The sequence below is a fragment of the Leeuwenhoekiella sp. NPDC079379 genome (assembly GCF_044542075.1).
GTDB lineage: Bacteria > Bacteroidota > Bacteroidia > Flavobacteriales > Flavobacteriaceae > Leeuwenhoekiella.
Genome location: NZ_JBITTU010000002.1, coordinates 99849 through 126318 on the forward strand (window position 1 = coordinate 99849; position 26470 = coordinate 126318).

The 26470-nt window shown below is 36.8% G+C and carries 19 protein-coding genes; 9 read left to right on the forward strand and 10 right to left on the reverse strand.

What is annotated here, in order from left to right; all coding sequences use genetic code 11:
* The first annotated feature begins 28 nt into the window (after positions 1-28).
* Genes ACIGAM_RS03935 through ACIGAM_RS03945 form a run of 3 tightly spaced genes read left to right on the forward strand, consistent with a single transcriptional unit; the run spans position 29 to position 4420 of the window.
* Entirely contained in the window at positions 29-1678 is a 1650-nt protein-coding gene (locus ACIGAM_RS03935; RefSeq protein ID WP_396510166.1) for a solute:sodium symporter family transporter, read from the forward strand.
* A gap of 31 nt (positions 1679-1709) precedes the next feature.
* Entirely contained in the window at positions 1710-3221 is a 1512-nt protein-coding gene (gene araA, locus ACIGAM_RS03940) for an L-arabinose isomerase (RefSeq protein ID WP_396510167.1), read from the forward strand.
* Between the two features lie 20 nt (positions 3222-3241).
* Positions 3242-4420, forward strand: coding sequence for an aldose epimerase family protein (locus ACIGAM_RS03945; RefSeq protein ID WP_396510168.1), 1179 nt, complete (start codon positions 3242-3244; stop codon positions 4418-4420).
* 66 nt (positions 4421-4486) lie between these two features.
* On the opposite strand, the gene ACIGAM_RS03950 is transcribed toward ACIGAM_RS03945, so the two are convergent.
* From ACIGAM_RS03950 to ACIGAM_RS03965, 4 genes are all read right to left on the reverse strand, one after another.
* Positions 4487-5056, reverse strand: coding sequence for a YdeI family protein (locus tag ACIGAM_RS03950; RefSeq protein WP_396510169.1), 570 nt, complete (start codon positions 5054-5056; stop codon positions 4487-4489).
* A 1-nt stretch (position 5057) separates the two neighbouring features.
* Positions 5058-6683: a M1 family metallopeptidase gene (locus tag ACIGAM_RS03955; RefSeq protein ID WP_396510170.1), complete on the reverse strand. Its 1626-nt coding sequence runs from the start codon at positions 6681-6683 to the stop codon at positions 5058-5060.
* A 162-nt stretch (positions 6684-6845) separates the two neighbouring features.
* Complete coding sequence (locus ACIGAM_RS03960) at positions 6846-8195, reverse strand: M28 family peptidase (RefSeq protein WP_396510171.1); 1350 nt, start codon at positions 8193-8195, stop codon at positions 6846-6848.
* A 19-nt stretch (positions 8196-8214) separates the two neighbouring features.
* Positions 8215-10422, reverse strand: coding sequence for a bifunctional alpha,alpha-trehalose-phosphate synthase (UDP-forming)/trehalose-phosphatase (locus ACIGAM_RS03965; protein WP_028375845.1), 2208 nt, complete (start codon positions 10420-10422; stop codon positions 8215-8217).
* 104 nt (positions 10423-10526) lie between these two features.
* Between ACIGAM_RS03965 and ACIGAM_RS03970 the strand changes: the two genes are divergently transcribed.
* Positions 10527-12326 carry a glycoside hydrolase family 15 protein gene (locus ACIGAM_RS03970; protein ID WP_396510172.1) on the forward strand — a complete coding sequence of 600 codons (1800 nt, stop codon included), beginning with the start codon at positions 10527-10529 and terminating at the stop codon, positions 12324-12326.
* A gap of 50 nt (positions 12327-12376) precedes the next feature.
* On the opposite strand, the gene ACIGAM_RS03975 is transcribed toward ACIGAM_RS03970, so the two are convergent.
* Positions 12377-13450 (reverse strand): hypothetical protein, encoded by a 1074-nt coding sequence (locus ACIGAM_RS03975; protein ID WP_028375843.1) that lies wholly within the window; start codon positions 13448-13450, stop codon positions 12377-12379.
* A 94-nt stretch (positions 13451-13544) separates the two neighbouring features.
* Between ACIGAM_RS03975 and ACIGAM_RS03980 the strand changes: the two genes are divergently transcribed.
* The 4 genes from ACIGAM_RS03980 (at position 13545) to uvrB (ending at position 20294) form a co-directional block, all read left to right on the forward strand.
* Positions 13545-14444, forward strand: a complete 900-nt coding sequence (locus tag ACIGAM_RS03980) for an ABC transporter ATP-binding protein (RefSeq protein ID WP_396510173.1) — start codon at positions 13545-13547, stop codon at positions 14442-14444.
* An 8-nt stretch (positions 14445-14452) separates the two neighbouring features.
* Positions 14453-15283, forward strand: a complete 831-nt coding sequence (locus ACIGAM_RS03985; RefSeq protein ID WP_396510174.1) for an ABC transporter permease — start codon at positions 14453-14455, stop codon at positions 15281-15283.
* A gap of 92 nt (positions 15284-15375) precedes the next feature.
* Positions 15376-18105, forward strand: coding sequence for a T9SS type B sorting domain-containing protein (locus tag ACIGAM_RS03990; RefSeq protein ID WP_396510175.1), 2730 nt, complete (start codon positions 15376-15378; stop codon positions 18103-18105).
* Positions 18106-18293: 188 nt separating this feature from the next.
* Complete coding sequence (uvrB, locus tag ACIGAM_RS03995) at positions 18294-20294, forward strand: excinuclease ABC subunit UvrB (RefSeq protein ID WP_396510176.1); 2001 nt, start codon at positions 18294-18296, stop codon at positions 20292-20294.
* 65 nt (positions 20295-20359) lie between these two features.
* Here uvrB and ACIGAM_RS04000 read toward each other — a convergent pair whose 3' ends face one another.
* The 5 genes from ACIGAM_RS04000 to ACIGAM_RS04020 form a co-directional block, all read right to left on the reverse strand.
* Positions 20360-21418, reverse strand: coding sequence for a nucleoid-associated protein (locus ACIGAM_RS04000; protein ID WP_396510177.1), 1059 nt, complete (start codon positions 21416-21418; stop codon positions 20360-20362).
* 83 nt (positions 21419-21501) lie between these two features.
* Entirely contained in the window at positions 21502-22032 is a 531-nt protein-coding gene (locus ACIGAM_RS04005) for a hypothetical protein (RefSeq protein ID WP_396510178.1), read from the reverse strand.
* Between the two features lie 122 nt (positions 22033-22154).
* The gene (locus tag ACIGAM_RS04010; protein WP_396510179.1) at positions 22155-23186 is read right to left on the reverse strand and encodes a heme A synthase; all 1032 of its coding nucleotides are present in this window, start codon (positions 23184-23186) and stop codon (positions 22155-22157) included.
* Positions 23187-23196: 10 nt separating this feature from the next.
* Positions 23197-24627, reverse strand: a complete 1431-nt coding sequence (locus ACIGAM_RS04015) for a CCA tRNA nucleotidyltransferase (protein WP_396510180.1) — start codon at positions 24625-24627, stop codon at positions 23197-23199.
* Between the two features lie 6 nt (positions 24628-24633).
* Positions 24634-25221, reverse strand: coding sequence for an L-threonylcarbamoyladenylate synthase (locus ACIGAM_RS04020; protein WP_396510181.1), 588 nt, complete (start codon positions 25219-25221; stop codon positions 24634-24636).
* A 300-nt stretch (positions 25222-25521) separates the two neighbouring features.
* Between ACIGAM_RS04020 and ACIGAM_RS04025 the strand changes: the two genes are divergently transcribed.
* Positions 25522-26376, forward strand: a complete 855-nt coding sequence (locus ACIGAM_RS04025) for a glycosyltransferase (RefSeq protein WP_396510182.1) — start codon at positions 25522-25524, stop codon at positions 26374-26376.
* Positions 26377-26470 lie beyond the last annotated feature (94 nt).

Sequence of the window (26470 nt, forward strand, 5' to 3'; positions counted from 1 at the left end):
TTATAATTAATCATTTACAAATTTATTTATGGGACTAATTACTTTTGCCGCGTTTACACTATTAGTAGCGGTTATTGCGTATTTCGCTTCGCGGAAAACAGATGAAACTACCTCTGATGGTTATTTCTTAGGCGGTCGAAGTCTAACAGGACCCGTAATTGCAGGTTCTTTATTACTTACTAACCTTTCTACCGAGCAAATTATAGGTACAAACGGAGTAGGTTTTAGCGAGGGGATTTTAATTGCAGCTTATGAGGTAATTGCTGCAATCGCAATGGTTTTCACGGCATTTGTTTTGCTTCCGAAGTATTTAAAAGGAGGTATATCTACCATTCCGCAGTTTTTAGAGACGCGCTACGGAAAACTAACCAAGACCATTGTATCTATTTTATTCTTGATGGCGTATGCCATCTCTATGTTGCCAACAGTATTATATTCTGGAGCGTTAGCGATTAATACGATGTTTGATATCCCAGAGCGTATGGGGTTAACTCCAGAAAGTGCATTGTGGGTTACGGTCTGGATTATAGGTTTAATAGGGAGTATTTATGCGATTTTTGGGGGTCTTAAAGCTGTAGCCGTTTCAGATTCTATAAACGCCGTGGGGCTTATAATAGGTGGATTGCTCATTCCTATTTTTGGTTTGATGGCCATCGGAGACGGCAGTATCATAAATGGTATGAGTGTACTTACTACAAACCTTCCCGAAAAATTTGAAATCCTGGGAGGACCTAATTCTTCTGTGCCGTGGACAACTTTATTTACCGGAATGTTGATTGTAAATTTTTATTATTGGGGAACAAACCAGGCCATTATACAGCGTGCTTTAGGAGCAAAAAATCTAGCTGAAGGTCAAAAGGGTCTTTGTCTTGCTGCCTTTGTTAAAATATTAGGTCCTATTATCGTTGTACTTCCGGGGATTATTGCGTTTCAATACTTTAACGGTGATTTAGAAAACGCAGATGAGGCATATCCTATGCTTGTTAAAGCAGTATTGCCTACAGCTTTTGTAGGGTTTTTTGCGGCTGTTTTGTTTGGAGCGATTTTAAGTTCGTTTAACTCGGCATTAAACAGTTCTGTTACCTTATTTGGTCTTGATTTATACAAGCAATATTTTAACAGTAATGCTTCAGAAAAACAAGTTGTGCGTGCCGGTAAGACCTTTGGTGTGTTTCTAGCTATTTTCTCAATGGCTATTGCGCCGTTACTTTATGGAGTAGAAGGAGGAATTTTTAATTACCTTCAAGAACTTAACGGCTCATTTAGTGTACCTATTTTAGCAATTATATTAGTGGGTATTTTCTCTAAACGGGTTTCAGGAAAATCTGCAAACATTGCCATTGTATTTGCAGTGGTAACCTATTTAGTTACCCTTTATGTGATTAAACCTATCATCACAGGAGCTGCAGTTTCTGATGCAGAACTAGCAGGTATTACAGATGCAGATCAATTGAGCTTAATTGCTGCTGAAGCCTTCCCGAGTTTCTTACATATTATGGGAATTATTTTTGTTCTCGTATTAGCCATACTATTTGGAGTGAGTAAGTTCTACCCTAGAGAAACCGAATATCAAGAAGAATATACACGCCAGGTAGATATCACTCCTTGGAAACATTTGAAACCAGCTGGGATATTTATTTGTCTTGCTGTGGTTAGCATTTACATTTATTTCTCATAACGATTTTATTTAATAACAGAAGAAGCATTACATGAATTATAATATTGATCAATACGAAGTTTGGTTTGTGACAGGAACGCAACACTTATACGGCGAAGAAACACTTAAACAAGTAGCAGCACATTCTCAGGAGATTGCACAAGGTCTAAGTGCTTCTGCTGCAATACCGGTTAAAATCATTTATAAGGACCTCGTTAAGACGCCGAATGAGATTACAGACTTATGTCTTGAAGCAAACGGAAGTAAAAACTGCATCGGGCTTATTTTGTGGATGCATACCTTTTCACCTGCAAAAATGTGGATTAAAGGCTTAAGCCTGCTTAAAAAACCCATTTGCCACCTGCACACGCAATTTAATGCTGCTATTCCGTGGGGAGAAATTGATATGGATTTTATGAACCTAAACCAGTCTGCACATGGGGATCGTGAATTTGGTTTTATAATGTCACGTATGCGTAAAAAACGCAAAGTGGTTGTAGGTCACTGGGAAGATAAACGTGTTCAGGCAAAGCTTGGTATTTTTACCCGTGTAGCATTAGGATGGAATGAATTTCAGAACTTAAAAGTGGCTCGTATTGGAGACAACATGCGGGAAGTTGCAGTAACCGAAGGAGACAAAGTAGAAGCGCAAATGCGTTTTGGTTTTACCGTAAATGGTTTTGATTCTTCAGATATCGTGGCTAAAATCAACGAGATCAAACAAGAGGATTTGGATGCATTGCTTAAGACATATGAAACGGAATATAATTTAGCCGAAACAATTAAAGAAGGAGGAGAACAACGCGAGTCATTAGTAGAAGCTGCTAAAATTGAACTGGGACTACGTGCCTTTTTAGAAGAAGGAGGTTTTGGAGCTTTTACAGATACATTTGAAAATCTGGGAGAACTGAAGCAATTGCCGGGTATTGCCACACAACGTTTAATGGCAGACGGTTATGGTTTTGGTGGAGAAGGAGACTGGAAAACAGCAGCACTAACCCGTGCAATGAAAGTTATGGCTATAGGACTAGAAGGTGGAACTTCATTTATGGAAGATTACACGTACCACTTTACACCACAAGGTTCTTACGTTTTAGGTTCACATATGCTTGAGATTTGTCCGTCAATTGCAGATGGTAAAGCTAGTTGTGAGGTGCATCCTCTAGGAATAGGCGGTAAAGAAGATCCTGCGCGTCTTGTTTTCAATTCTCCTGAAGGTCCTGCAATAAATGCATCATTAGTAGATATGGGGAATCGCTTTAGATTAATTGTAAACGAAGTTGAAGCTGTTAAACCGGAAGCAGATTTGCCGCATCTACCCGTAGCTCGTGTGCTTTGGGATTGCAAACCCAATCTTGATATTGCAGCCACCAGCTGGATTCTTGCCGGGGGAGCGCACCACACCGTGTACAGCCAGGCAGTGACAACAGAATTTATGGAAGATTTTGCTGATATTGCCGGTATTGAGCTTTTAGTGATTGACGAACGCACACGTGTACGCGAGTTTAAAGATACCATTAACGCTAACGAGGCTTATTACCACCTGTTTCAACACGGGATGTAAGTTTCTAAACTATTAGAATTATGAAAATATATAAAAATTTTTTAGTCGGTCCTGTTGTGCTGGCAATGACACTTTCGCTGGTAAATTGTAAAAATAATACTAAGAAAGAAGAAACGGCAGTTGTTGCCGAAATGCCCAAAGCTTCTATTACTAAAACTGACTTTGGCAAATTAGACAGTATCACTGTAGATAAATACAAGCTAGTTAACGTAAATGGAATGGAGGTTGACATCATTACCTATGGTGGCATTATAACAAGTTTAAAAGCACCTGGTAAAGACAGCACCTTTCAAGATGTGGTTTTAGGCTTTGATAATTTAGCTCAATATACGAGCGGCAATCCGCCATTTTTTGGAGCTATTATAGGCCGTTATGGAAACCGAATTGCAAAAGGAAAATTTAGTCTTGATGGTACAGAATATCAGTTACCTACAAACGATGGTCCTAATAGTTTACACGGTGGAGCGGGTTTTGATAAAGTGATCTGGACTGCAGAAGAAGTAAAAGATGGCGATACTGTAGGCTTAAAGCTCACCTATTTGAGTAAAGACGGTGATCAGGGGTATCCCGGTAATTTGCAGACAACTGTTACGTATACATTGCTTTCAGATAACACATTATTAATAGATTACGAGGCACAAACAGACAAAACTACGGTGGTTAATTTAACACAACACACTTATTTTAATCTTTCTGGAGATTTTAATAAAACAATATTAGATACCGAAGTGATGCTTAATGCAGATCAATACCTTCCAGTAGATGAGACGCTTATTCCAACAGGTGAATTAGCTACAGTAGAAGGGACACCATTTGATTTTAATACACCAAAACTTATTAAAACTGATATTGATGCTGAGAATGATCAGTTAGCAAAAGGTAAAGGTTACGATCATTGTTGGATACTAAATGGGGAAGACGGTCAAATGCGACTTGCAGCAACTGCCTACGATTCTGAAAGTGGACGTTTTCTTGAAGTGGAAACTACAGAGCCTGCAATACAATTTTATACCGGTAATTTCTTAGATGGTACGCTAACTCAAAAAGGTGGCACAAGTACATATGCCTACCGAAGCGGATTTTGCTTAGAAACTCAGCATTACCCGGATTCACCTAATCAACCTGAGTTTCCTAGCACTGTATTAAAACCGGGAGAAACCTATAAAAGCCAAACTTCATTTAAATTTTCAGTGAAGTAATTTTGAATGAACTTAAATGTAAAAAAGCCCAATACATTTGTACTGGGCTTTTTTATAACCTAAATATTAAGATCGTTGCTTTTTATTGTTGAAGCATAAATTAATAATTTCGTTTATGCGTTTGTGTCGAGTATCCTGACGTTTAGCCTGATTAAGCCAGTAGAGATAACTTTTTTGATATCCCTTTGCGAAATTTTGATAATTGTCAAAAGCTTCTGGATTATTAGTGAATGCAACCTGTAGATCTTCAGGTATAATGCCTTCTTCTACATTGTCAAGAGCTGTCCACGAACCATTATCTTTTGCAGTTATTATAGCCTTATGTCCGCTTGGATGAATTAAATCATCTTTATATAGTTCTTCTACATAGCCTTTGTTAACGGCACTCCAGACGCTTTTTGGCTTACGTTTGCAGAAATACTGCTTACGTCTTTTATCATCCAGTTTGCGTACCGTGCTGTCAATCCATCCGTAACAGATCGCAACTTTTACTGCCTCTTCCCATCGCATACTTTCTTCTTCACAGGCTACTTTATAGAAAATTAATTCTACTCCTGAGCTAGAATCGTGATTTAAATGTAACCACGCTCGCCATGCTTCAGCATTTTTGAAATAAAGTAGCGGTAGATAAGACATGTTATTTTGTTTCTCTTGATTCAATATAAAAATCAGGATCTACTTTAAAATCGGTAATAGTTTTTTCAAATGATTCAGATTGCCATTCTGCAGTTGGAGTAATCCATTTTTCTATACCATTTACGTTAACCTGAACCGGCATATCAAAACCTTCAACGATATCAACATATCTAAATTCTAGTGTGTTTTCTTTGATTTTATATTGTAATTCAGGAATTAATATAGTGCGTAAATACTGATCCCAAAATTGGGTTAGATTAATCCCACTTTCTTTACTTATATAATTTTCAACCTGAGCAGAGGTAACCGTCTGGTGATAGAATTCGGTATTTAATCCTCTCAAAATTTGGCGCCATTTTTCGTTATCTTCAATGAGTTGACGTAACGTGTGCAAGATATTAGCGCCTTTATAATACATATCACCGCTACCTTCCTGATCTACCCCATATGTTCCTATAATAGGGCGGTCATTGCTAATTGCAAAACGAGTACCTATTACATATTCTGCAGAAGCTTCCTTTCCAAAATAATAATCAACATATAGATTTTCTGAGTACGCAGTAAACCCTTCGTGAACCCACATATCTGCTACATCCTTATTAGTTATGTTGTTTGCAAACCACTCGTGACCAGACTCGTGGATAATTATAAAATCAAATTTTAGTCCCCATCCAGACCCGGAAAGATCGCGACCTAAATAGCCATTCTCATAGCGGTTTCCGTAGGTTACATTACTTTGATGCTCCATACCTAAATAGGGCACTTCAACCAACTTGTAGCCATCCTCGTAGAAAGGATAAGGACCAAACCAATGCTCAAAAGCTTTGAGCATCATAGGCACCTGTTTAAATTGCTTTTTTGCCTTTTCTAGATTTTCTTTTAATACATAATAGTTTAAATCTAATACACCTTTTTCGCCAGTATATGTTTCAGAAAAATGGGCATAGTCAGCTACGTCTGCACTTACTGCATAACTATTTATAGGGTTCTTAACCGTCCAGTTATAAGTTGTAGTTTCATTAGTAGATGTAGAATCAACTAGTTTACCATTGCCGATAGCCATAAGTCCCTTTGGTACGGTTAAGTGCAAGTCTAAACCACTAACCTCATCATACGGAATATCTTTATTGGGCCACCAAATAGAGGGTCCAATCCCTTGATTTGCATTGGCTGCAAAAGTTTTTCCGTTGGCATCTTCTTGCCAGGTCCAGCCGCCATCCCATGGAAGTCTGGCTCCAACAACAGGAATACCTTCAAAAGTAAGTTCTAATGTGTTTTTTGCACCTTTCTTTTGTTTTTTTAATAGCGTTATAAAATGAGCAGCACCTTCATTGGTAAAAGATAAGGTCTTACCATCTTGAGCCGCGCGTATTAACTTCATAGGTTTTTGCAGATCAATTTGAAGTGTCTGATTAGGTTTTAATACCTCATAACTGACTGTATTTACTCCGGAAATAAATTCTTTATCAGGTTCAATAGATACGGCTAAATCATAATGAGTTACATCCCACCATTCGCGTTCTGGAGTTATACTTCCTCGCAGCGTGTCTGCACGAGTATATTTATTTTGTATTGCCTGAGCCTCTGCGCAACTGCTAAAAAGTAAGATTATTAACAGCGCTGACATTAAATTTTTAATACTAAAGGTTTTAAACAAGAGCGTAGCGTTTTTTGATTTGAAATATAAAATGAGCATCTAATTATTTATAAGCAAGACTTTATTAATTTTTGAATTAGCCATTTTTAAAAGCATTCTCAAAAGTAAAAGTACTTATCTATTTAAAGATTTCTATCGGAGTATCGCATTAGGAAAAACAACCAGACTTTCGTGACCATTTGCACCAACGGCAGCCACACCAAAGAATGAATTATCTATTACAATACCATTTAATGTTGCTTCAGAAACATCACCTACAAACCTGCTATGATCCCAGGTAGGTGAGGTAGTGTCTCTCCAATAGATTTTATAGCCTGCAGCACCATCAACTTTAGACCATTTAAGTTTTACATCGGCCTCAACAATGCCGCCTATTTCAACAGTTTTCGGCGATGGAGGAGCCCAGGCAAGACTTGCTAAATTTATCGCGTTAACTGCGGTAAGCTTTGCTGCATAAGGAAAGTTTACGTGTTCTACTGTATCCCCATATTCAATACCGTCTTCGATACGAATATCTTGATGTTGTTGTGTGTAATTTTCGTGAGCTTCCATAATACGTATTCCGGCGAAGCCTAAATCATTAAAAGGCCTGTGGTGACCACCTCTACCAAAACGATCTAAACGATAGATCATCATCGGGTTCATTTCGGGCATATAATCAGATACATTTTTATGAATATAACGTGCTAACTGGCGTGAAATACCATCAACTTCACCGCCATAAAATCTGCGAGCATTGCGTTGTTTTTCAGTTTCATTAGCGGGAACGGGCTCTGAAAAAATTCTAAAATCTCGATTGCTAATTACACCGTCAACACCTTCAATGTTACCAATCATGTCATTATTTAAGATTCCGATGATATCCCAGCCTTTACTTTTTGCATAATCAGCAAGACCTTTCCCACCAAATAGGCCCTGTTCTTCACCAGAAAGTCCTACATAAATTATGCTGTTCTCAAACTTATATTTAGAGAGAACACGTGCTGCTTCTAAAGTGCCGGCCATACCGCTGGCATTGTCATTAGCTCCGGGAGCGTCTGTCTCAAAGTCCATCGTATTGCTAGCGCGCGAATCGATATCGCCACTCATTATAACATAACGATTGGGATATTTTGTTCCGCGCTGAATGGCAACCACATTTACAACATAGGTTTCTTTAGGAATGCGATTTCCCATTTCTGGAGTAACTAAATCTTTCTGGTAAAAAACCTCAAGACACGAGTTGCAGTTTTTAGAGGTTTTCTCAAATTCTGCTTTAATATATCTCCGGGCAGCACCTATACCGCGCGTGTCACTAAGAGTATCGCTAAACGTGTTACGTGTGCCAAAATCTGCGAGCGCACGCACATCTTTTTCAATATTAGTAGCAGAGACTGCGTCAATGATTCCGTAGATGCGTAAATCTGTTTCTGATGGAACATTATTTTGGGCTAATAAAGACCCAAAACACAAAAGGAATGCAAAAGTGTAAGCGATTTTCATGATTATATTTTACTTTTTTTTAGTCTTGAGCAGCAAATTTCTTTAATAAATCACGTACACGATCGGTATCATCTACATAATATTTTGCAGCCGTTTTTTGTAAACCTACCTTTATAGTGTAGGCCTCGTTGGGCAAATCCTGAAACATATACTCATCTGTCCAGTCATCACCTATTGCAAACTGAAAGGTATAGTCTTTTTCAAAAATATGCTTTGTCACCGCTTTTCCTTTATGAATGGTACTGTTTTTAATTTCAAGAACTTTGTTTCCGTCTAAAACTCCCAAATCATTATTAGCAGAAAGTTCTTTTAAAACTGAAGAAAGCTCACTTGCTCTAATTTCACCTAAATCAGGATCTGCATTGCGATAATGCCAGGCCAGACTGTAGTTTTTTTCTTCAATAAATGTACCTGCAGTACGGTCTACAAACTTTTCTAAAATAGGTCGCACTGTATCCATCCAATCGTTTTTTAGATTCTCTGTTACTGCCCATTCGCCTCCTGTAGGTCTCTTCCAGACGCCGTGCTCAGCAATTAGCGTAATTGGGATATCCTGCCACCAGGTTCCTAAGGTGTGGCGATCCCGGCCGCTAATGATTACCACTTCTGTATTGGGTTTAGCTTGAATGGTATTTACTAATTCGAGTAGATCATCATCAGGGCTTGCATCTTCGGGATTGTTTACAAAAGCTCTCAAGGTGCCGTCATAATCTAAAAATAGGATGCGCTTCTCAGAATCTTTATAAGCAGCAAGCATTTCATTTTCTTGATTTTCAGTCATACGTATAGCTTTCACAATATCAGATTTATGTTTTGTGTCGTTAAGGATTGTCATAAAATCATCTGCCCATTTTTCTACATTGTAACGTTTCAGTCTTTTTTGTAAAAATTTATTGCGTTTTACCTGTTCTGCTTCGGGCATTTCTATAGCCTGCTTTAAAGCATCTGCTATTTCTTCAAAATTATTAGGGTTAATAATCAAAGCTTCACTCATTTCTTGTGCAGCACCTGCCATTTCACTCAAAATAAGCACACCGGTTTGATTTGTGCGGGTTGCAATATATTCTTTAGCAACCAGATTCATACCATCACGTATAGGCGTTAACAGTGCTACCTCACAAGTAGTATATAAGTCAATGAGATTTTCAAAAGGCATTGAACGATAGAAATACCAGATAGGCGTCCAGCTTACCGATGCAAATTTTCCGTTGATACGACCCACGAGTTCGTCAATTTCTTTTTTTAGTAATTGGTATTGTGGAACGTTAGAGCGGGAGGGAACTGCTAGCATTACAAGACGAACTTTCTCTTTAAACTCGGGGTACTTTTCTAAGAAATACTCGTAAGCTCTAAGACGATTGGCAATACCTTTACTATAATCCAGACGGTCTATAGATAAAATCATTTTAGCGTCTGGGGTTGTATCTATATGCAAATCAAGTCTACGTTGTAATTCTGACTGATTTTTAGTAGCATCGTGTTTTGCCGCTGCTTCAGCAAATTTGTTATAATCAATACCCATTGGGAATGAGTTTACGGTAACAATGCGATCTTTTAAAGTAATCTCATTAAACCCTACTTCATGTCTTAAAATACGGGACACCGAACTTAAAAAATGACGCTGATAATCATAGGTGTGAAAGCCTATTAAGTCTGAACCTAATAAACCTTTTAGAATTTCCTCTCTCCACGGAAGTGTTCTAAATACTTCATAAGACGGGAAGGGTATATGCAGAAAAAAACCTATTTGCACATCAGGGCGTTTCTTTTTAATCATTGCCGGAAGCAACATTAACTGGTAATCGTGCACCCACACGGTATCTCCTTCTTCTATATTGTCTAAAACAACTTCTGCGTATTTTTCATTTACGGTAACATAACTCTGCCAGCTTTGTTTTTCAAATTCAGTATATTCCATAAAATAATGAAATAGCGGCCAGATGGTACGGTTGGAGAAGCCGTAATAAAAACCGTCTATATCTTCTTTAGTAAGTGATACAGGAATACATTGTTCTTTAATAGTTGCTTCGATAACATCATCAAGCAGATTTGCCGGTATTTCTTCTTCGGTTAGACCGGTCCAGCCTATCCAAACTCCGTTGCTGTCTCTGTGTACAGACTTCATTCCGGTAGCTAAACCACCTACACTTGGAGTCGCATTAATTGTTTTGTTATCAATTTGTAACTGTAAGGGTAGTCGATTTGATATAATGATAGTTTTACTCATAAAAACGGGAGATAGCGGATTAATTTTTTTGTTAATGCTTAAATTTCGGAAAACAATAGCTTTTAAGCTACCCGTTTAATAGAACTTTAGAACTTTAAATATTTATGGATAATTTAAATTATGGAATAATAGGAAATTGTAGAAGTGCAGCTTTGATATCTGATAAAGGATCAATAGACTGGTGTTGTTTACCCATTTTTGATTCTCCTTCAGTTTTTGCAAAATTACTTGATGAGCAGAAAGGCGGATTTCAAAGTTTTGATGTAAATGATGATTATACAATTACCCAAAAATACATGTGGGATACTAACATCTTGCGTACTATGTACGACAATGGTGAGGATGCCTTTGAAGTTTTTGATTTTATGCCGCGTTATGAAAAACCAGACGGTAAATTTTATGCTCCGCCAGATATAATACGTTTTATTAGATTAGTTAAAGGTAAGCCTTCATTTATTTGTAAGTACGATCCCAAATTAGAGTATGCTAAGAATAAGACTATAACAGTTGATAAAACAAATTATATAGAGAGTTATACCGAGGAAGGAAAGTATGACTCACTGTACTTATATACAGATATAGATCACAGTTCTATATTAGAAGGAGCTAAGATTTCATTAGAAAGCAACGCTTTTGTTTTGATGTCTTATCACGAGAAATTGATGGAACAGTCGTTAGATAGGGCCTATTTAAAATTTCAGCGTACAAAAGTGTACTGGATGAACTGGTCTGACAAAACCACAAAATACAGTTTGTATCAGAAAGAAATAATGCGAAGTGCGCTCACCTTAAAAGCACTTACGTTTGAAAAGTCTGGGGCTGTACTTGCAGCGGCTACTACCTCTTTACCCGAAACCATAGGGGAGGTACGCAACTGGGATTATAGGTTTTGCTGGGTGCGGGACGCCTCAATGGTAATACGAGTAATTTCTAGTCTTGGGCACACAAAATCTGCTCGTAAATTTTTACAATTTATCATAGATACACTGCCAGACAAAGATGAGAAAATGCAGATTATGTATGGTATTAATGGTGAAAAAACACTTACCGAAGAAACCTTAGATCATCTTTCTGGATATAAAGATTCTGCTCCGGTGCGTATAGGTAATGCCGCTTATGTTCAAAAACAAAATGATATTTACGGAATTTTGATGGAGGTGATCTATCAGCAATTCGTTCAGTTTGAGACTACACTAGACAATAGTGAAGAATTGTGGATGATTATTCTGGGTATTGTAAAAATTGTAAAACAACACTGGAAAGAAGCAGATAAAGGAATCTGGGAGTTGCGTACTGAAGATCGTCATTTTACTTTCTCAAAACTTCTTTGCTGGGTAGCAATAGACCGGGCCATTAAAATAGCTTGTGTTTTAGAACGCGGAAATCTAGGAGAATGGGAAGATCTACGTAAAGAAATACACGATGATATTTGTGCTAATGCGTGGAGTGAAAAAAAACAAGCCTATACTCAATCCTACGGTTCTGAAGATTTAGATGCATCTACATTGCTTATGGAGCAATATGGCTTTCTAGACGCTAAAGACCCGCGTTATATCTCTACTGTAGAAGCTACAGAGCGGGAGTTGTGTAAAGACGGTTTGATGTATCGTTATAAAAATAATGATGATTTTGGCGAGCCTAACAGTTCTTTTACCATTTGTACGTTTTGGCTAATTGATAGTCTGTATAAAATAGGAGAAGAGGAAAAAGCAATTCGTTATTTTGATCAGCTACTCTCGTATAGCAATCATCTAGGACTCTTTAGTGAAGATATAGATTTTAAAACAAAGCGTTTACTCGGGAATTTTCCGCAGGCTTACTCTCATTTAGCGCTTATAGAAACCGCAGCTAATTTTTCTAAACACAGCACTAATAAAGAACACTTTAAACCTATCGTTTATTAAAGTGTAATGCTTAAGCATAAAAAAACCGGTCGTTTGACCGGTTTTTTTATTTAATATCGTGCTTGCATAATTCGCTTCATACTCACATCTTCATAATTACGTTTTACAAAGGCAAGAGCTGTTTTTACAATTTGCCCCATAGATTGGGCTCGTTTAAATTTCATATCCATAGTGTACTCGTACAATTGACCACGAAGGTTGTGTAAGTTTTCTTCGGTAGAGATGGTATCCTGACTCATACATTTAAGAAGTCTACGCAATCTGTTTTTTGATGTTATAATACGTTTAGCCAATACTGCGCGCTCTTCCTCACGGTATTGCTCTATAGATTTATCACGCAGACGGTTAGATACGAGATCAACCATTTTAAAGTTTTCTTTAAAAATATGAGGTTTGTATACTTTATAATTTCCTTCAAAACACTGCTGGTCAAAATCTATAGCACGTATTTTATATTTAATATGATCAAAATCATGAGTAGGAATAACCACATAATTATACGAGCGCATATCACCCAAAAGTAGTATCATGCAACGCTCGTTAAATTTTACAAATTCTTTTGCAAGTTGGGCTTTGCCCACATCATCACATTTGTCTAAATATTCAGAAATAAAAACATCACCGGGAATTCCTACTATATGCTCTTCAATCAACGTGTCTTTATAAACCAGAAAGTTAATACGGTTAGGAGATAAAATATGTTCTAGGTCTAGACCATAAACTCTACTGGCGTCTGCCTTTTTAACATAGAAGTAGGTATAGTTATCATTATAGATATTATTTATTTTGATACGGAAGGGTTTTGAGTTTCCAAACGTGCAATAGTCAATCGCAGCAACTTTTAAGAAAGGTAACATGCTTTCGCTACCATCTGAGTGTAGGATGGTATACACCCGTTTTAAACTTTCTTCAAGTTCCTCGCGCTCAAATTCAGAATAATAAACACTTATCCATAAGGTGTCATTGTCATTCTTGTCATAAATATTTATTCCGCCAGAAAACCGCAGAAGATCTTCGTAAAATACAGGTATTTTAATTTCCCTATTATACTTAGTCAAATACTCTTTGAGAGTATCATTAATAGGGTAAGTAGGTTTTTTACGTGACATTAATTTGTCTTCCATAGTCAAAAGGGATTTGTACAAAGGTAAATAAGTGCTGTAACAAAACAGGCATGTGCTCGTCTTGTTAAAGTACGCTAATCTTAAAATTACGCTTTTGGAAACAATTCTTACACTTAAAAACCTCACGAAGCATTACGGTAGAGTTAAAGCTGTAAACGATCTGAGTTTTACTATTGAAAAAGGAAATGTTTACGGAATTTTAGGACCTAACGGTAGTGGTAAATCTACCACGCTGGGTATGGTACTTAATGTTGTAAACGCAACTTCTGGTGATTTTAAGTGGTTTGATGGTAGCGACACTACGCATAATGCCTTAAAAAAAGTAGGAGCAATTATCGAGCGACCTAACTTTTACCCCTATATGACGGCTGCACAAAATCTCAAATTAGTGTGCACCATTAAAAATGTAGACCCTAAAAAAATTGATGAGAAATTAGAAATCGTACACCTTTTAGATCGTAAGGATAGCAAGTTTAGCACGTTTTCTTTAGGGATGAAACAGCGACTCGCAATTGCTTCAGCTTTATTAAATGATCCTGAAATTTTAATTCTAGATGAACCAACAAATGGTCTTGACCCGCAGGGAATTCATCAAATACGGGAGATAATAAAGAATATCGCTTCTGGGGGAACCACCATTCTTCTTGCATCCCATTTACTCGATGAGGTTGAAAAAGTATGTTCACATGTGGTCATAATTAGAAACGGAATTAAATTATACGCTGGTCCTGTAAATGAACTAAATGCAAGTCATGGCTTTTTTGAATTGCGCTGTGAGCAACAACAAGATCTTATCTTAGCCTTAGAAACACATCCTGATTTTGCATCTCTTAAAGAAGAGAATGGTTTAATAACTGCATTTCTCAAAAACCCACTTTCTGCGGAAGCTTTAAACAGCTATTTATTTGAGAAGAATATTGTTCTTTCTCATCTGGTTATGCGTAAAGAAAGCCTTGAAGAACAATTTTTACAACTTACAGCCAAACTAAACTAAGCACCTACATGCTACGATTACTTACCATAGAATTTTACAAATTAAAACACAGTAGATCCTCAAAAATTTTGAGTATCGCCTATTTCGTAATCCTTTCATTCATTGCGCTTATCGCCTCTATAGAGTTTAATCTGGGCGATTTTCAAATACGTATTGCAGATCAGGGTATTTTTAATTTTCCGTTTATTTGGCATTTTAATACATGGGTTGCTGCTACATTAAAATTCTTTTTGGCGATTGTAATTGTCTCCATGATTTCTAATGAATATAGTAACAGAACGTTAAAGCAAAACTTAATTGATGGGTTGAGTAAGAAAGAATTTATGCTTTCTAAATTCTATACCGTTGTTGCTTTTGCGTTGCTTTCGACGTTATTCATATTTGTAATGACGCTTATTCTAGGGTATTCATTTTCAGATTATACTGAGTTTAGTATAGTTACCCGCGAGATGGAATTTCTGCTCGCTTATTTTTTAAAGCTTGTAGGTTTCTTCTCTTTTTGTTTATTTCTGGGCGTTTTAGTAAAGCGTTCTGCATTTGCTCTAGGCTTCTTGTTTGTCTGGTGGATTTTTGAAAATATCATTTATGGTATTTTGAGATGGAAAACCAGTGCAGAGTTAGCAGATGGAATTGTACAGTTTTTTCCGCTTGAAGCGATGAAAAATTTAATAAATCTTCCTTTTCAACGCCTCAATTTTATTGAAGCAGCAGCTACACAATTACAAGCAGATATAAGTATAGATTACGCGGTACATTGGTACGAGATTGTAATTGTTTCGGCATGGATTTTTATTTTTATTTATGGCGCTTACGCATTGCTTAAAAAGCGCGATTTATAGCAATTGCTCCTTTTATCCCAGTAAAAATACTGTTGACGATAGTTTTTTTATTTATGATGTTAATGGGTTAAATTGTACAAAAATAAGTGCAGTTGAAAAAAAATACGCTAAAACAAAATGTTCTATACATTTTCTTTATTCTCTCTGTTGTACAATTAAAAGCCCAGAGTCAGGCAAATAACTGGTATTTTGGAAAAGGAGCAGGTCTTAGTTTTAATAACTCTACTCCACAGGTTCTAACAGATGGTCTATTAGATACTTTAGAAGGCTGTGCGACCATCTCAGATGATAATGGCAGTTTACTATTTTATACGGATGGTCAGACGGTTTACACTGCTAACCATACGGTGATGGTGAACGGAAACGGTTTGTTTGGCAATGCTTCAAGTACACAATCTGCTATTATAATACCACAACCTAACACACCTGGTATTTATTACATTTTTACTATAGATACCCGTTTGCGCGAGTCAGATGATGATCAAGGTTTGAATTATAGTATTGTCAATTTTAACTCAAATCCACAGGGAGAAGTCACCGTAAAAAACAGAAAACTTTTAAATTTTGCTTCAGAAAAATTAAGTGCTGTTATTAAAAGTTGCGTAACTAATAGTGTGTGGATGGTTGCGTTCTCTTCATCAAGCGGAAATGAAAATTTTATAAATACACTATATGCATATGAATTGAATGATTCTGGCATTCAATTAACTCCTGTAAAATCTAGTCTTTCTTTGGATGTAGAAGATCGTAGAGGAAATATGAAATTTTCTCCTGACGGAAAGCAACTTGCAATAGCTAATATGTTTTCGGGTTTATATCTTACAGATTTTGACTCCGCAACCGGTCTGGCGAGTAATGTTCAGAGATTATCAATTGCAGGTCCTAATGGGGCATCATATGGCGTTGAATTTTCGCCTAATAATAAATATCTCTACGTTCATAGTTCTAATAGTTCAGATGAACCTGAGGTAGGTAATCATTTCTCATCGCTAATTCAATATGATACAGAAGCTGCAGACATAAATGCCAGTCAGGTCTTATTAGATCAACAAGGATATTATCGCGGCAGCCTTCAATTAGCTCCCGATGGTAAGATTTACCGTGCTTTGAGTTTAGCTTATGCAGTAGGTTTACCGTATTTAGGAGTTATAGATAATCCTAATGCAGCCGGTGTCGCTGCAAATTATAGAGATCGCGCGATTAATTTAGGAAGCGGAATAAGTTTTCAAGGCTTACCGCCTTTTAATCAATCGTTGTTTAATGAGTTAGATATCATTCAAAATAGCACAGATTCTAAACAATTAGCACTTTGTGATGGCGATACCTATACGTTAAAATATGAAGCAGTTTCCGGTGCTACATACAGCTGGTATTTAAATGATAATCTTATAACCGGAGCGACAACTTTTGAGTTAAATATTAGACAACCAGCCGGTGTTACATTACCGTATACTGAAAATTACGAATTTAGATTAGACCCTAATGACGGTAGTTGTGAGAAAATAGGATATGCAGAGGTAACGTATTATGCATTTCCACAGGCTTCTGCAGGGGCAAGGTTGGTTCAATGCGAAGATTCTGCAACGGCTGATGGCTTAAGCATTTTTAACCTTAATGAAGCAAATTCAGATTTTACTTTCGCAGATCCTAACTTGAGCGTGACGTATCACCCTAGTTTAAATCAGGCATTACTGGATATTGACCCCATAGAACCGATAGGATACGAAAACAGAAGACCTTCTGAAACTTTGTATGCGCGTATAGTTAATCCCGCAGGATGTGCTGTAGCTGCGCCCTTAAATCTAGTTGTGAGCAGTACGGCAGCAACAACAGGGCTTTTAGAGGAGTGCGATATTGATGATACCGGTTTTGTTACATTCAATCTGCGAGACGCAGATTCTCAAGTGTCTGGATCCAGTACGGGTACTCCTGATATAAATTATTATTTAACAGAACGCGGAGCGCTGCTAGAAGATGCAAATGAACTTTTACCTGTAGCATACACAAATAGTACAGCCTATAATCAAATTATTTTCGCTCGTGTTGAAAACAATAATGCTTGTTTTGCAATAAGTAGACTTGAATTGCTGATAAACCCCAGACCAGATTTTACGCTTCCTGAAGAGGCATTTTACTGTGCCTCGGTTTTTCCGGAATTAGAGACTTATATGCCAGATTATTCAAATCTTGATACTTCAAGAACCTATACGTATCAGTGGTTGCCAGAAGGGCAAACCACACCAGAATTACAAACTAATTTACCGGGCGAGCATACTTTGCGGGTTACAGATGTTTTAACGGGTTGTTTTAGAGAGGAAACCTTTACCATCGAAGAAAAGGAATTAGCAGTTATTGAAAATATTGAAGTAACTGATGCTAGTGAAAATAATACAGCAGTTGTCACAATCTCTGGGGATGGTGACTATGAATTTACCCTAGATGATGCTATAGGGCCTTATCAGGACAGTTCGACTTTTACAGGATTATTACCCGGATTTCATACCGTTTATGTACGATCTAAAGAAGGTTGTGGTATTGTTGAGCAGGAGTTTAGTATTATAGGATTTATGAAGTACTTTACTCCTAATGGTGATGGATATCACGATACGTGGCAGGTTAAGGGTATTAGTGAATTTGTTCAGCCCGGTACAGTAATTAGAGTTTTTAACCGGTACGGTAAGCTATTAAAAGAAATCAACCCGCTAGGAGAAGGTTGGGATGGTACGTTTAGAGGCGTCAACTCACCTGCAGACGATTACTGGTTTGATGTTCTTTTAGAAGATGGCAGAGTGTTTAAATCGCATTTTACCTTAAAACGCTAATCTATTCTGGACAAAACTTTAAGTTTCTCCTAAGATTTACATCCTTTTAGCTGAATCTCAAATAGTTTAATTTTGCAACTCGTCCATAAAAGGGTAGGAGGCTAACCTTAATTTAAAAAGTGTTAAGCTTTCTTGGTTGTATGTGGCGTCCATTTTAACTCGCAGAAAATGCGAAAAATTGCTATACTTTGAAATTCAATATACATTCAGAATTTAAACCTGCTGGTGATCAACCTAGTGCTATAAAACAATTAGTTAATGGTCTTGATACCGGTGAACAGTATCAGACATTATTAGGGGTTACCGGTAGTGGTAAAACATTTACAGTGGCAAATGTGGTGCAGGAAGTTCAAAAACCTACACTCGTACTTGCACATAATAAAACACTTGCAGCACAGCTATACAGTGAGTTCAAAGCTTTTTTTCCTGAAAATGCGGTAGAGTATTTTGTTTCTTATTATGATTATTATCAACCGGAAGCTTATATTCCTACCTCTGGTACCTACATAGAAAAAGACCTCTCCATTAATGAGGAAATTGAAAAATTACGTTTAAGTACAACTTCTTCTTTATTATCTGGAAGACGCGATATCATCGTAGTAGCTTCTGTTTCTTGTTTATATGGTATAGGTAATCCTGTTGAATTTCAGAAAAACGTTATTAGTATCGAAAAAGATATGGTAATCTCCAGAACGCAATTGCTCAAGCGATTAGTTCAAAGTTTGTACAGTCGTACTACTGGTGATTTCAACCGCGGAAATTTCCGTATTAAAGGAGATACCGTAGATATATTTCCGGGGTACGACGATCACGCCTTTAGAGTGCATTTTTTTGGGGATGAGATAGAAGAGATTGAAGCGTTTGATGTGACTACTAATGAGATATTAGAAAAATACGACCGTCTTAATATTTATCCTGCAAATATGTTTGTGACCAGTCCTGACCGCTTGCAGGGCGCCATTGATCAAATAGGATCTGATATGGTAAAGCAGGTTGATTATTTTAAGGAGATAGGAAAACATCTGGAAGCAAAGCGTCTTGAAGAACGTACAAATTTTGATTTGGAAATGATACGAGAACTAGGTTACTGTAGCGGTATAGAGAACTACTCGAGATACCTTGATGGGAGGGAACCCGGCACGCGACCGTTCTGTTTGTTAGATTACTTTCCAGATGATTATTTAATGGTGGTTGATGAGAGTCACGTAACCGTGTCACAGGTAAGTGCTATGTATGGTGGTGACCGCAGTCGTAAAGAAAATCTCGTGGAGTATGGCTTTAGACTACCGGCAGCGATGGATAACCGCCCGTTAAAGTTTGAAGAATTTGAGCAATTGCAGAATCAGGTAATTTATGTAAGTGCGACACCTGCAGATTATGAATTACAAAAGTCTGAAGGAACCTATGTTGAGCAAATTATACGACCTACAGGATTATTAGATCCGGTGGTTGAGGTACGCCCAAGTTTAAATCAGATTGATGATTTAATTGAAGAAATAAATAAGCGTATTGATAAAGATGAGCGTACGCTGGTAACAACACTTACTAAGCGTATGGCTGAAGAATTGACCAAATATCTTACGCGTGTAAATATTAGAACACGTTATATTCACTCAGATGTCGATACGTTAGAGCGCGTGGAGATAATGTCTGATTTGCGTAAAGGTATTTTTGATGTTTTGGTAGGGGTAAATCTTTTACGAGAAGGTCTTGATTTACCTGAAGTTTCTTTAGTAGCTATTCTGGATGCAGATAAAGAAGGATTTTTGAGAAGTAATCGCTCGTTAACGCAAACCATAGGTAGAGCTGCGCGTAATATTAATGGTCTTGCCATTATGTATGCAGATAAGATCACACGCAGTATGCAGGAAACTATAGATGATTCTAATTACAGACGCCAGAAACAAATTAACTTTAATGAGGAACATGGTTTAAAGCCTGTAGCTATCAAAAAATCTTTGGATAGTGCACTAGCAAAAACTGATAAATTTAAACAAGAGGCTCAGGAATTATTAAATATGGCGGCAGAGCCGGAAACTGCTTATATGAGTAAGCCGAAACTTGAGCAGCTGATACGAGACACTCGTAAACAAATGGAATCTGCTGCAAAAGAGCTCGACTTTATGGAAGCGGCAAAACTGCGTGACCGTATTAAAACTTATCAGGAACAGGTTAAGGAACTTGCATAAAGTCTAAAAAACACAAAACCCGAATCTTAATTAGATTCGGGTTTTTAATTTTTAATAGATTTGAATTACGACTTCTGCTCTTTATTAAAATACACCAGATAATAATACATCTGCCGTTCTTCATCCCAACCTTTTTCTACAAATTTCTCTGCACTTTCAGGATTTATAAAGTCTAGCTTTATCTGTATGTGTGTGTCTAATTCAATAACGCTTTTAATCTTTTTACGAGCAGCTGTAACCGCTGTATTTGCGATAGGAAATGACGTAAGATCTTCTATTTTATATTTAGGAGCTTTCTCTAATTTATAATTGTTAAACTCGGGGATGAGTGCAGGATTTTCCATTACTTCGTTCATGAAATTCTGTTCTACAAATTCGTCGTTTTTAGCAAAGTGATTTACGGCACGATTCATAAACATTACTTCTTCCTTTTTATCTTCTGCGGGAAGCACGACATCTTTTGCAAAATCCTGACAGAATTTAAGGTATTTTTTAGTGTAGAAATTTTCATCGGCAAGCATATCTACTCCTAAGAAATTTTCTAACCAGTATTTAGTATCGTAGCGGTTAGAGTCGCTAGATAATATTTTATAACCATTATCTGCATTCTTGTTAAAAATAAGGCAGCCCTTGTCTAGCTTACTTAGACTAACGCCTTGCTCAAGTTGCATTTTAAGATTGCTTTCGGCTTCTTCAAATTGTAGAAAGTCTTGTTTTAATTCAGACTTAAATATACCTATAGCATCTACTTTCTCATTATCTAGCATCACATTTTCTAAATGCGCAACGTAGACCTCACCCGGCTTTATATGCGGATGGCTTGATTGCTCATAGAGTAATTTTGCAATCTCAGTAGAGATTTCATGTGATTTGCCTGGGTCAGCAAAAAGCGATGCAATTAAGTTTGAAAGGGAGTGAAACTCAAGATCAGACTCGTGCACAAATTGATAATAGTTCTCTTCTTTCTCGCGGAAAGGTTTGAAGAAAAATTCTTTTAAAAGCGGTGTAATCTCATCATTTAAAGCATAACGCTCTTTAGATAGAAATGCACCTTCACCGCGACTTTTATTACCAATACGGTGGATAGAAAGTGACTCTATCTGCGTAGAATATAAATTGATCATTTATTTTTGTGTGTTTAGATTTAAGAAAGTAAAATTTTAAACAGGATGTTTAGATTCTAATTTCTGTAATCTGAAGTCTATTTTTAATTCCAGTTTTCATCAAAGTCGAGACCTTCATAATCTTCGATGTCATAATCATCATCAAAGGGATCATCTTCATCAAACTCATCGTCGTCTGCATCTTTCTCCTCTCCCGAAAAATCGGTTTCTGGAGCTTCTGCCGGAATCTGACCAAAAACGTACATTAAATTGGGGTATAGGGTGCTCTCATCGGCTTCCGTAATTTCAGCAAGCTCAACGAAGAACGTCCATAGGTTAAAGAAGTCATAGACGTAAATCATACGTCTTTGATCTGCGTTAAGCATCTGTTCTAGCGAGGTATCTTGCATAGTACGCAATGGTATTTCGGCATCGCTCATATCAAATAAAGCAATTTCCTCACCTTGCGTCCACTCATCATCACTTACGTAAAAGGAAGCCATCTCTGTGCCATCAAACCCAAAACTTTGAGTTATGCTGTTGTGCAAATCTTCAAAAGTAGCAGATTGCTCTATTTCTATATCTCTAAAAATATCTTCTTCGGTATCGAGAATGATGCGAAAACGGTAAATCATAACAATAAATTTAAAACAGAACAAGATTTTAAACTTGCTCTTTTTCAGTCTGAATTAGTGAACTATTTTGTTTTGAGATGTGATCTCATACCTTTTGAAAAAGGTGAGGGTAAAGATACAATTTAGACAACAGTTGATGTCTGGGCGCTTGTTTTTTCTTTAAGTGATGTCAATAGTATGTAAAATTGAATCCCGAATAAAATAGAAGCTATTACCAGATGTAGCGGTTGCGTTAAAAAAGGAAAATCTAAATAGTACATTAGAACTCCTGTGAGTATTTCTAATAAAATTAAATTTACCACCCATTTAAAAGAGCGGTGTCCTAATAATAATGATCTATTACGATAAAATAACCACGCATTTAAAAGAAATACGATAATCGAGAACGAGCGATGTATGTAAAAAGAGAGCTCCGGTTTTTCTAACCAAAGTGACTTAGCAGCATAGCCTACAACATCTATGGTGTCATCTATATGTTGTCTAACCTGAGTTCCTAAAATAATTTGTATGAGTGTAAGAATTAAAGCAACCAGCATACCCGCTTTAAAAGCATTATCAAATTTAAAAGTTACTGTCTTGCTTTTTGTCTCATATAGCATATAAATTAGTAGGGCAACTATAAATAGAGCAATAACCATATGTATAGTAATGCGTACTGGTGACAGAACAGAGTAAACCACTGTAGCACCTATCCATCCCTGAAAACCTATTAACACTACAGCACCTAGGGATAAAAGAATGCGTTTTCTATTACGTTCTTTAAAAATTGCCGCACCCAGCATAACCAGAAAAGCCAGACCCGCCAGAGCTCCTAAGAGGCGGTTAATATATTCAATCCACGTATGCCAGGGATTAAAAATTGCATAATCGTGCTTGTCGTAGCCATTCCAGTTTTTTGCATTAAATGCAGAACCGGTATTAAAGTCTTCTTTAGCAATACGCAGGCTTTCTTCATAAATAATAACCTGCCCTTTTTTATAAGATTGATCTGCGTGCCAATCTAACTGGCTTTGTTCTGTAGGCGGTATAATATATCCAAAACATTTAGGCCAGTCTGGACATCCCATTCCACTACCAGTCATACGTACAACCGCACCTGCAATTATCACAAGATAAACCAGAATAAGCGATACTATTATTGATTTTTTATACACCTTTTCAGAATTAGTTACTTATAGCTTCCAGGCCCAATTCTGCTCCCTTTTGAAGCATAAATTCGTGCGCTGCATGGTAATCATTAGGGATTTCTCCTTCTAAAATAGCTTCTTTTATAGCCTCTTTAATAAGACCGATTTCCCGTGAGGGCTTTAAAGAGAAAGTTTCCATAATTTCTTCACCGCTTACTGGTGGTTGAAAATTACGTAAGTGATCTCGTTCTTCTACCTCTTCAATTTTAGATCGTACAGTTTTAAAGTTATTGTGATACCGTTTAAAACGTTTTGGGTTTTTTGTGGTAATATCTGCCTCACACAGCGTCATTAAATCTTCGAGATTTTCACCTGCATCAAAAATAAGACGGCGTACGGCGCTGTCTGTCACAAAATCTTCGGCGATTACAATAGGACGCGAACTCATTAAAACCAATTTCTGAACAAGTTTCATCTTTTCATTAAGGGGCATTTTTAGCCTTTTGAAAAGTTTATAAACCATTTTAGCACCTACAAACTCGTGACCGTGAAAGGTCCATCCTATTTTTTTATCAAAACGCTTAGTGGGTGCTTTACCTATATCGTGCAAGAGTGCAGCCCATCTAAGCCATACATCATCTGTATTTTCTGAAATGTTATCAACCACCTCAAGCGTGTGATAAAAATTGTCTTTATGTTTTTGACCTTCTTTTTCTTCGATACCTTTTAGAGCGGTAAGTTCTGGTAATATCAGCGGAAGTAATCCGGTTTTTTCAAGTAAAAGAAATCCTTTAGAAGGTTTTTTACTCAGCATTATTTTATTGAGCTCATCTACTATGCGTTCATTAGTGATAATCTCAATACGCTCTTTGTTTGCAGTGATTGCTTCTAGAGAAGTACGTTCTATTGTAAAATCTAACTGCGTAGCAAACCGTATAGCGCGCATCATGCGCAAAGGATCATCGCTATAGGTGATATCAGGATTTAAAGGCGTTCTTATAATCTTCCGTTCAAGATCTACAATACCATTAAAAGAATCAACCAGATTGCCTCGAGTAGCCTTGTTAAGGCTTAAGGCCAAAGCATTAATTGTGAAATCCCGTCTGTTTTGATCGTCTTCCAGACTACCGTTTTCTACAACGGGATTTCGGCTATTTTCAGAATAAGACTCTTTGCGCGCTCCTACAAATTCAATTTCAATATCGCCGTCACGAAGCATTGCAGTGCCATATGTTTTAAATACCTGTACTTTAGGTTTGTGTTTAAGAAGTGAGGCCACTTTTTTAGCAAGCTCAATACCACTTCCTACTGCAACAATATCTATATCTTTTGCAGAACCACGTTTTAATAAATAATCACGCACATAACCACCTATCACGTAGCTTTCTAATGCTAGCTCTTCAGAAGCCCGAGTAATTATATCAAAGATTTTAGGCTTTAGTGCTTCCGGATATTTGGGGATTGACATGAGGTGTTATTTTCGTAAAATCTCGACCTGGCCGTTATTTTTCAACTTAATTATAGTCGAGGATTTGGTCGATTTATGTTTGCGCTGCAAATTTACGATATAGTCTACTCCTTCCAAAATTGGCTCGCTTATTTCTGGGAAGCGCATAGGAGTTTTTTCACCACTTATATTTGCTGAAGTAGAAACCAGTGGTTTACCTAATTTTTTAATCAAGGCTTTACAAAAGCCATCTTCAACAACGCGTATTCCCAAGGTATTGTCTTCTGCAATCAGATTTTCGGCTACACGTATGGGGTCGTCATAAACGATAGTAGTAGGCTGATCTGCATATTTTAAAATACTGTAAGCGATCTCCGGAATCTTTTCTACATACTGATTCAGCATTTTAAAATCACTTACAAGGCAAATTAAAGATTTACTTTCTGCTCTTTTTTTCAAAGCAAAAATCTTATTTACAGCCTCAGCATTTGTTGCATCACAACCTATTCCCCATACCGTATCTGTTGGGTAGAGCAGGAGTCCACCGCGTTTTAGAATTACTATTGACTCATTTACTTCGTCAATAATATTTTGTTCGTATCGTTTCTTTGCCATAAACAAGCAGTGATTTTTTTAAGGCCAGGTTTTAAAATTTTAAATCTAGGCATGGCACTTTTACCATTAGTAATATCAATTTGTAAAGCGAATTAAGCAGGGTTTAAAAATAACACTAGAAATAGAATTTTGCAGTCAGTTTTGTAGATATTATCGTTTAAAACTTCTTCATACTAGTTTCATTTTTGAAATAGAATTTATTTGTTCTTTAAACTTGAAAGATGTGTCCATTACTGGGATTTTTGATAAAGTAGTTTAGATTTGTCTAGAATTTTTAATTAAAGAGTTATTCTAATTAATATGAGCACTTTCAAACATTTGATTATCACCAGATTTAATCTTCGTAATCCTAAATGGGATACAGATAAAGAAAATGTGAAAGTTCTTACGGATGAATGGCATCGAGATCGATTTAAACTGTTTGAAGATTTTTGTTTAAGTTCTTTGAGTGCTCAGACAAATATGAATTTTGAATGGTATGTGTTTTTTGATACTACGACAACTGCAGAGTTTAGGTCGATTATCGATAGGCTAAAAGAAGAGCATAATTTTTTCAAACCCGTTTTTGTAAGCGGAATGGGTAATTATTTACCCGGTATTCAGGAGGTTGTTTCCAATATTAAAGAAGATTTTATTATAACTACCAGATTGGATAATGATGATTGTTTTTGTAGAATTTTTGTTGAGGAAGTACAAAAGCGTTTTGATAATCAGGAATTTTTAGCACTAGATTTCATAGACGGCTTTATTCTTCAAGTTCAGCCGGAAATAAAAATAGGAAGGCGTATAGATCAATTCAATCCTTTTATTACAATTATAGAGCGTAACAAAAACCCCAGAACCGTTTGGAGTGTAGAACGGCATTCACATTGGAAACGGGAAAAAAATCTTCAAGCTGTACGTAATGTACCAATATGGGTTGCTGTAATTCACGCTGCTAATAAAATAAATGATTTTGCAGGCCACGGTCATGTAGAACCGGAAGAATTTTTAAAACATGTAGAGATAAAGGATCCCTGGCGTTCTAAGATAATAACCGAAACAGTACCTGTATCCAAGTGGAAATTTGAAAGCCTTAAGAATAATGTTATGCAACATCGAGACTATTTCTATAAGATTCTAAAGCGTAGTTTAGGAGTGTATAAATTGAAATAATTCAAAAATTCTAATATAGTTTCTTATACTTTTTAGTAAAAAACAACATCGACTTTAGCTAAAGTAGCAAACTAAAAGTAAGGTCAATAATATC